The organism is Variovorax cryoconiti, from assembly GCF_051216395.1.
Taxonomy (GTDB): Bacteria; Pseudomonadota; Gammaproteobacteria; order Burkholderiales; family Burkholderiaceae_C; genus Variovorax.
This window is the reverse complement of the sequence record NZ_JBPJZI010000053.1, coordinates 1-1,133: the sequence shown is the minus strand read 5'-3', so window position 1 is coordinate 1,133 and position 1,133 is coordinate 1. Positions and strand designations below refer to the sequence as shown.

1 protein-coding gene is annotated in these 1,133 nt (G+C 65.0%); it reads left to right on the top strand.

Translation table 11 applies throughout. The annotated features are described in order from the left end of the window. Positions 1-1,133: AMIN domain-containing protein (locus tag ACSFA2_RS25645; protein ID WP_435458145.1), on the top strand; the 1,133-nt coding region annotated here is incomplete at both ends.

Genomic DNA, 1,133 nt, shown 5'->3' with positions numbered 1-1,133 from the left:
CCAAGTCGTCGTTGCCCGAGGGGCTGAACCGCCGGCTCGACGTGTCCGACTTCGGCACGCCGGTTCAGTCGGTGAGCATGCAGCAGTCCGGCGACCGCGTGCGCATGGTGATCGACCCGCGCGGCGAATGGGAGCACAGCGCCTACCAGAGCAACAGCCAGTTCGTGGTGGAGGTGCGTCCGCGCAAGGAAAACCCCAACAAGCTCGCGCAAGGCTCGGGCTACAGCGGCGAGAAGCTGTCGCTGAACTTCCAGAACATCGAGATCCGCTCGCTGCTGCAGGTGATTGCGGACTTCACCAACTTCAACATCGTCACTTCAGACTCCGTCAGCGGCACGCTCACGCTGCGCCTGAAGGACGTGCCCTGGGACCAGGCGCTCGAGATCATCCTGGAGGCGAAGAACCTCGGTATGCGCAAGAGCGGCAGCGTGCTGCGCATCGCGCCGGAAGACGAGCTCAACGCCAAGGAAAAGATCAAGTACGAGGCGCAGGCCACGCTGCAGGGACTGGAGCAGCTGCGCACGCAGTCCTTCCAGCTCAACTATGCGAAGGCGGCCACCGTGGCGCAAGGCCTTACCGGTACCGGAAGCAGCGGCGGCGGCGGTGGCAGCTCGGGCTCGACCACCCGCATCCTGAGTTCACGCGGCAGCGTGCTGGCCGAGGTGCGCACCAACCAGCTCTTCGTGACAGACATTCCCTCGCGGCTGTCGCAGGTGGCTGACCTCCTGCAGAAGCTCGACGTGCCGGTGCGCCAGGTGCTGATCGAGGCGCGCTTCGTCGAGGCGACCGATACCTTCAGCAAGTCGCTGGGTGTCAAGCTGGAGCTGAAGCTCATCTCGGTGGCTGCACGCATCCCCGAACTGCAGCAGGGTCGTGTCGACGCCGTGATTGCCAACCTGGGATGGAGCGCCGAGCGTGCCGAGCAGATTGCCTTCAGCGACCAGTACTTCGCGAGCGAGCAGAAGGTCGCCGCGCGCAAGGACAGCGGCTTCACGACTCTCAAGGACCTTGCGGGCAAGCGCGTCAGCGCGGTCAAGGGCTCCAGCTCCGAGATGCTGGTGCGCAAGGTGATTCCGGGTGCGGCGACCGTTACTTTCCAGGACCCGCCCAGCGCCTTTCTCGCGATGCAGCAA